The sequence below is a fragment of the Nitrobacter sp. genome (genome assembly GCF_051535235.1).
GTDB lineage: Bacteria > Pseudomonadota > Alphaproteobacteria > Rhizobiales > Xanthobacteraceae > Nitrobacter.
The window spans coordinates 379,908-386,924 of sequence record NZ_JBPPLZ010000003.1; the positions used below are offsets into that span (position 1 = coordinate 379,908).

Below are 7,017 nucleotides of genomic sequence, written 5' to 3' on the forward strand. Positions count from 1 at the left end.
GCGCGACTCGACGAATGGCGAGGTGGGACCGGTACGCTGGAAGCCTTGAATGCAATTTTCGGATTATGCAATGCGTGAACGGGTGCTGACATCCCCATTCGCCGGCGCTATATGATGCCGGCCCGGCTCGTCCGGGCTTTCGGCGTTCGGATGGGATTGATGACGGGATCGACACGATCGAGCGGCGGCCTTGACGACCGCCGCAAACGGCTTTTGTTCCGCTGCTGGCATCGCGGCATGCGCGAGATGGACCTGATCCTGGGTCGATTTGCCGATGCGGAAATCGGTTCGCTCACCGATGCGGAGTTGATCGATCTCGAGAGCCTGATCGAGGTCCCAGACCCGGACCTGTATGCCGCGTTGAGCGGCGGCCTTCCGCTGGCTCCCCAATACCGCACGGCTCTGTTTGATCGTATCAGGTCGTTTTCGCCGACAGGTCCGGACGCATGAAGACGACCGTACGATCGCCCGCAGACTCGCTGTCGCCCGGTCGCCCGCTGACGCTCGCCAACGTCGCGGAAGGCGCGGAGGGCCTTGTCGCTTCGGACCTCGCGCGCGCCATCAAGGCCAAGGCAGGACGGCAGGCTTCGGCCGTCAGCCTCGCAGTGATCTGCCGGGATGGTCCGCGCATGCAGCAACTGGCGCGCGCGCTGGAATTTTTCGCGCCCGATATTTCGGTGATGCAGTTTCCGGCATGGGACTGTCAGCCCTACGATCGGGTTTCGCCGCACGGCGGCGTCCTTGCGCAGCGGCTCACGACGCTGGCGCGGCTGTCCCGTCTGGCGGGCAGCGAAGCGCCTCTGATCCTGCTCACGACCGTCAACGCCATTGTGCAACGCGTGCCCGCGCGCGAGATCGTCGCGTCCCAGGCCCTGTCGGTCGCGCCGGGCCACGTGGTGCCGATGGACTCAATCGTCGCATGGCTTGAGCACAACGGCTACAACCGCTCCTCGACGGTTCGCGAGCCCGGCGAATATGCCGTGCGCGGCGGCATCCTCGATCTGTTTCCTTCCAGTCTCGACCAGCCCGTCCGGTTCGATTTCTTCGGCGACGCCCTGGAATCGATCCGCTCGTTCGACGCGGAAACCCAGCGCACGCTGCTCGACGTGCGTTCGCTCGATCTGGTTCCGATTTCCGAATTCCAGTTCGTCACAGAAACCATCCGGCGTTTCCGGATGGGATATGTCGCCGCGTTCGGGGCGCCCGGACCGGACGACCTGTTGTACGAGGCCGTCAGCGAGGGGCGGCGGTATCCCGGCATGGAGCATTGGCTGCCGCTGTTTCACGAACGCATGGACACGCTGTTCGATTATCTCGATGGCGCGACCATCGCCGTTGAGCCACAGGGCGAGGACGCGGCGAACGAGCGTTTCAAGCAGATCGCGGACTACTACGAGGCGCGGCGCGAGGCCGTTGAGCATTCCGGCGGCGGTGCCGTCTACAAACCGCTTCCGCCCGACCGGCTTTATCTGACGCCGGATGAGTGGACGGAGCGCATCAGCGAAACCGCGCTGGTGCAGCTGACGCCTTTCGCGGTGCCCGACGAAGCCGTCGATGTCATCGATGCAGGCGCGCGGCAGGGGCGGAGTTTCGCGCCCGAGCGAGCGGATGCCACCGTCAACGTTTTCGAATCCGTCGTATCCCACATTCAGGCGTTGCAGGCCGCGCGAAAGAAAGTCGTCGTCGCGTTGTGGAGCGAGGGTTCGCGCGATCGCATGGCGAGCATGCTGCGGGACCACAAGCTGCTCAACCTGACGAGCGTCAATGTGTGGCGCACGGTTCAGGCCACGCCCCGCAATGAGGTGATGCTCGCTGTCGTCGGCATGGAATCGGGATTCGAGACGGAGACCGTCGCCGTCATCAGCGAACAGGACATTCTCGGCGATCGTCTGGTGCGGCCGCGCAAGGCGAGCCGCAAGCTTGAGAATTTCATCTCGGAAGCGACCAGTCTCGCGGCCGGCGATCTCGTCGTCCACGTCGAGCACGGCATCGGGCGTTTCGTCGGCTTGCAGACGCTTGAAGTGAGCGGCGCGCCGCACGATTGTCTTGAACTGCGCTACGCCAACGAGACCAAGCTGTTCCTTCCGGTCGAGAACATTGAACTGTTGTCGCGTTACGGGTCCGATCAGGCCAATGTCGAACTTGATCGCCTCGGAGGCGGTGGCTGGCAGGCCCGCAAGGCCAAGCTGAAAAATCGTATTCGCGAGATCGCCGGCGAATTGATCAAGGTTGCAGCGGCTCGGCAATTGCACGAAGCGCCGAAGCTGCCGGTGCAATCCGGTCTTTATGACGAGTTCTGCGCGCGCTTCCCTTACGAGGAAACCGAAGATCAACTCAGTGCGATCGAAGCGTCGCTGAAAGATCTGGAGAGCGGCCGGCCGATGGATCGGCTGGTGTGCGGCGACGTCGGCTTTGGCAAGACCGAGGTGGCGTTGCGGGCGGCCTTCGCCGTCGCGCTGGACGGCAAGCAGGTCGCCGTCGTGGTACCGACGACGTTGCTGGCGCGCCAGCACGCCAAAACATTTACCGAGCGGTTCCGCGGGTTTCCAGTCAACGTCGCGCAGGCATCACGGCTGGTGTCGCCGAAGGAGCTGACGCAGGTCAAGAAAGGAATTGCCGACGGCTCGGTCGATATCGTGGTTGGCACCCACGCACTGCTCGGCAAGTCGATCAAGTTCAGGGATCTCGGACTTCTTGTCGTGGACGAGGAACAGCACTTTGGCGTCAGCCACAAGGAGCGGTTGAAGCAGTTGCGCGCGCAGGTTCACGTGCTGACGCTGAGCGCGACCCCGATTCCGCGCACCCTGCAACTGGCGCTGACCGGCGTGCGCGACCTTTCGATCATTGCCTCGCCGCCGGTCGATCGGCTCGCGGTGCGCACCTTCGTGGCGCCGCACGATCCCTTGATGATCCGCGAGGCGCTGTTGCGCGAACGCTATCGCGGCGGTCAGGCCTTCTACGTGGTGCCGCGCATCGACGATCTGGCGGAGGTCAAGGAGTTTCTCGACAAGCACGTGCCGGAGATGAAAGTCGCGGTCGCGCACGGGCAGATGCCGCCGACGGTGATCGAGGACATCATGTCGGCCTTCTACGACGGCAAATATGACGTACTGCTCTCCACCACCATCGTGGAGTCGGGTCTCGACATTCCGTCCGCCAATACCCTGATCGTGCATCGCGCCGACATGTTCGGACTGGCGCAGCTCTATCAGTTGCGCGGTCGTGTCGGTCGATCGAAGCTGCGCGCCTACGCGCTGTTCACGCTGCCTTCGACGCACAAGATCACGGCGCAGGCCGAACGCCGCCTCAAGGTTCTGCAATCGCTTGAAACGCTCGGAGCAGGCTTCCAGCTTGCATCGCACGATCTCGACATTCGTGGGGCTGGAAACCTGCTCGGCGAGGAGCAATCAGGCCACATCAAGGAGGTCGGCTTCGAGCTCTACCAGTCGATGCTGGAAGAGGCGATCCAGAACCTGAAGTCCGGCATGACGGAGTCTGTCGACGACGAGCGGTGGTCGCCGCAGATCACAATCGGCATGCCGGTCCTGATCCCGGAAGACTACGTCGCCGATCTTGCGGTGAGGCTGTCGCTGTATCGCCGGCTGGCCGACCTCGACACCGATGACGAGATCGACAATTTCGCCGCAGAGTTGCGTGACCGGTTCGGTCCGCTGCCGGATGAAGTCCGTTACCTGTTCAAGGTCGCGGCGATCAAGGCCTATTGCCGTCGCGCCAATGTCGAGAAGGTGGACACCGGGCCGAAGGGCGCCGTGATTTCCTTCCGCGACAACAAGTTCGCGCAACCCGATCGGCTGGTCTATTTCATCCGCCAGCACGGGCAGGCGGCGAGGGTTCGTCCCGATATGAAGGTGGTGTTCTTCCAGAACTGGGAAACGCCGGAGGAACGCCTGACAGGCACCACCGAAATCATGCGCCAACTCGCCAATCTCGCGGAAGACCGCAAGGCGGCGTAACGTCGTTACGACGCCGCGCGATGCGCCGCATCGTTCAATCGGGCGAGAAGCGATTTTGCGGAATCGTGGGGCCGGGACGCCGTCAAGGCGACATGGGGATCGACCCGCAGGGCTCGTTTGCTGCTGTGCGCCGTATGCTTCATCACACTGGAAAGCCGCCGCGCGATGGTATGGGCGTTACGCGGATCGACGTCGGAGAAAGCCACAATGATCGATCCGTCGTCTTCGAGCGTGCCGAAATCCATCCGCCGCATCAGCCGGCTGAGGATACGCGCTGCATCGAAAAGCTGGCGCTCCAGCGTCCGGTCGAGCGAGAACCGCGCGACCGAAAGCCGCCCTCCATCGGATCGGGTCTGATCGATTGCCGTGTCGAGTTCGCGGTGAAAGGCATCGACGGTGAGAAGGCCGGTTCGCGGATCCAGCAAGCCCCCCGCATCGAGCGATTTCAGCGTGCGGCAGAGGCGCGCCTCGAGGGCATGTTGTCGAACCAGCGGCAGGAATGTGCTTGCAATATGAGCCGGCTCACCGGACATCAGTTCGAGGTTGGGAAGGTCATACGCGGCTGCGAGATTTCCGGACGTGACGGTGATCGGCAGATTACGAAAGCGCGTGTCTTCCGCCAGTACGGTGAGAAGCGCCTCGACGACACGCCCGGTGAATCCTTCTCCGATAACGATGCCGTCCATGCTGCGCGCATTGAGATGCTTCGCCGCCGCTTCGATGCTGAGCGCGCCGACCACGCCGACTTGTTCGCCAAAAACAACAGAAAGCGCGGGGTAGGTGGCGCCGCGTCCGATCAAGAGAACGGTCGCGTCATGGATGGGATCATCGGCTGGTTGGCGTACCGGTGCGGCCGGATTGCTCGCGAGCCGCCGGAGCACGGTCGCGTGCAGTGTTCGTACCCGCATGGCGGCGGTAAGACGCGCGCCGAGCCGGTCGAAATCGCCGCTCGCGCATGAGTACGGAAGTGCGTTGCCCGGGGAGGGCGCAACGGGATCGACGACGATCAGCGGAACGTAGGGCTGCATCGCACCCACCTGGTTCGCGAGGCGGTCGAAGGCCGGAGCCGCGTTTTCTGTCGTGGTGATAACGACCGCCGCGGGATGTAGCCGCGCAACTGCGCTCGACGCCTCGGACCAATCGGTTTCAACAACGGGAAGGATGTTCACGCCGGAAAAGAACGCTGCGGACGGCTGATGACTCCCGGAAGAGACGATGATGAGCGGGCCTTGGTGGGACATTCCTGCGAAGCTCGAATACGCGCCGATGCCCGCGATCCTAGTTTGTCGCTCTTAATGCCGCGTCAATGAATGGAACTGATTTCGATCAGCCGGGAACCGATCGATCGCGAAAGGCCTCTACCATCAAGGGGTTCAGCCCCAGTTCTGTCAATGCCTCGCGGGCGCGCGCATTGTCGTCGGTGCGTCCGGCGAGGCGATGGCCGCTCAGGCGGTCGGGAAGCGCGGTCAGCATAGCGTTCTGCCCCAGCCGCCGCGCCCATTCCTGCAGGTCATCCGCAAGAAACCGGTAGCCGCCGACGGCGAGAACGCCGGAGGGCGGGGCCGTTATGGCTATACCGCCCGTGGCGCGATCGATCCGCGCGGCGTAGCCGGTGTCGACATAGTCCGGCGGCGGCGTCAGCGCGGCGAACGGATCGACCGGCCGGTCCGTGACAGGGTAAGCCGCGACCGGCACCATGGGTCCCCGCAGCCCGAGCGTTCCCTTTGGGGTCAAAATGACCTCACCCGCCGTGGATGAGACAGGGACCTCGGGCGGCGCCCGATAAGGTCCGGGCATCACCGGAGCAGGCGACCCATCGTCCGCGCGCCGGACACCGAAAAGGCCGGCTTCGCCGAACAGGTAGACATCCGTCATCCGGATCCCGTTTTGAGGCCAGAGCGGACTTGAGCCGACCTGCTCCGGAGTCCGCCACAGACCGACGACGTGACGCAGGCTCCGCGCCGATGACAGGACGTCGGCTTCCGCCATCCGCAACGCCAGCGACGCCGGCGCAACCAGCGTGTCGCAACGTTCGGTCTCGATCTGCCGCATCATCATGGTCTCGTCGAAGGGATGATGCATCGCCAATGTGCCGCCGCTGAGCAGCCACATCACGAACGAGGAGGCCAGACCGGCGAATGACGAAGGTGCGAGAGCCGAAAGAATGGTTGCTCCCTGAGGCAATCCGCTTTCGAGAAATATCGCGAGTCCGCCGGCGATCAGGTTGACGTGGGTCCGCGGCACGGCGAGGAAGCCCGAGCCGGAGGCTTCGAACGTCAGCAGCGCGGGACGGCGCGAATCCTGGATCGCGAGCCGCGAACTGTCGGCGCTCAAACTGCTGACGACGTTATCCAGCGGAATCATGCCTTCCGGCAGATCGCTGCCGAAGCCACAGACATGGCGAATGGAGAAGGCTTCCGCAGCGGCGTTCATCGCGAGGTCGGCATGATCGACGCCGTCGATGCGACCCATGGCGACGATCGCGCGCGCACCGGTTCGATTGAGTGCGACGGTCAGTTCAGCCTGCCGCCAAAGCTGGGGCAGCAACGCGACGATCAGCCCCGCGCGAAATGCGGCGAGCATGGTCAACGCCAGTTCGACGGTGTTGGGCAGTTGAACCGCGATCACCGAATTGGGCGGCAGGCCAGCTTCGATAAAATGGCCCGCCAGTGCCGAGACGGCCCGGTCGGCCTGTGCAAAGCTCAGGCGCCGCGGCGGCTGTCCGGTCACCCGCAACTTGTCGGGCGGATCGATCAGGGCCGGTTGATCCGGCTGCCGAGCGAGGATGCGGCCGAAGAGTTCATCCAGCGTGGGCGATGTGTTGTTCTGGAGCACGGCGTCACTGGCTCGGCTTCGGCGGCCTTTGCCACCATGTTTCAGGGAGGTATCCGGTCAACGCGGTCGCTGCCGGTCGTTCTATCCGATTCCAGCGTGCAATCCATTGCTCTTGGACGTTGTAGACCGGAATTACGTAGAAGCCGGACATCAGGGCCCGGTCGAGCGCGCGAACCGCATCCACGAAATCGGACCGGCTCCGGGCCTC

The 7,017-nt window shown here is 63.8% G+C and carries 4 protein-coding genes and 1 pseudogene; 2 read left to right on the forward strand and 3 right to left on the reverse strand.

The window, feature by feature from the left end:
• Positions 1-159 precede the first annotated feature (159 nt).
• Both ACS3WA_RS06370 and mfd read left to right on the forward strand, forming a co-directional pair.
• On the forward strand, positions 160-450 hold the full coding sequence (locus ACS3WA_RS06370; RefSeq protein WP_438277697.1) for a succinate dehydrogenase assembly factor 2: 291 nt from the start codon (positions 160-162) through the stop codon (positions 448-450).
• Positions 447-3,974 carry a transcription-repair coupling factor gene (gene mfd / locus ACS3WA_RS06375; protein WP_438277698.1) on the forward strand — a complete coding sequence of 1,176 codons (3,528 nt, stop codon included), beginning with the start codon at positions 447-449 and terminating at the stop codon, positions 3,972-3,974. Before ACS3WA_RS06370 ends, mfd begins: the two co-directional genes overlap by 4 nt.
• 5 nt (positions 3,975-3,979) lie before the next feature.
• On the opposite strand, the gene ACS3WA_RS06380 is transcribed toward mfd, so the two are convergent.
• From ACS3WA_RS06380 to ACS3WA_RS06390, 3 genes and pseudogenes are all read right to left on the reverse strand, one after another.
• The gene (locus ACS3WA_RS06380; RefSeq protein ID WP_438277699.1) at positions 3,980-5,215 is read right to left on the reverse strand and encodes a GGDEF domain-containing protein; all 1,236 of its coding nucleotides are present in this window, start codon (positions 5,213-5,215) and stop codon (positions 3,980-3,982) included.
• An 85-nt stretch (positions 5,216-5,300) separates the two neighbouring features.
• On the reverse strand, positions 5,301-6,809 hold the full coding sequence (locus ACS3WA_RS06385) for an AMP-binding protein (protein WP_438277700.1): 1,509 nt from the start codon (positions 6,807-6,809) through the stop codon (positions 5,301-5,303).
• A 4-nt stretch (positions 6,810-6,813) separates the two neighbouring features.
• Positions 6,814-7,017: pseudogene (locus tag ACS3WA_RS06390) on the reverse strand (ABC transporter substrate-binding protein); the annotation flags it as partial.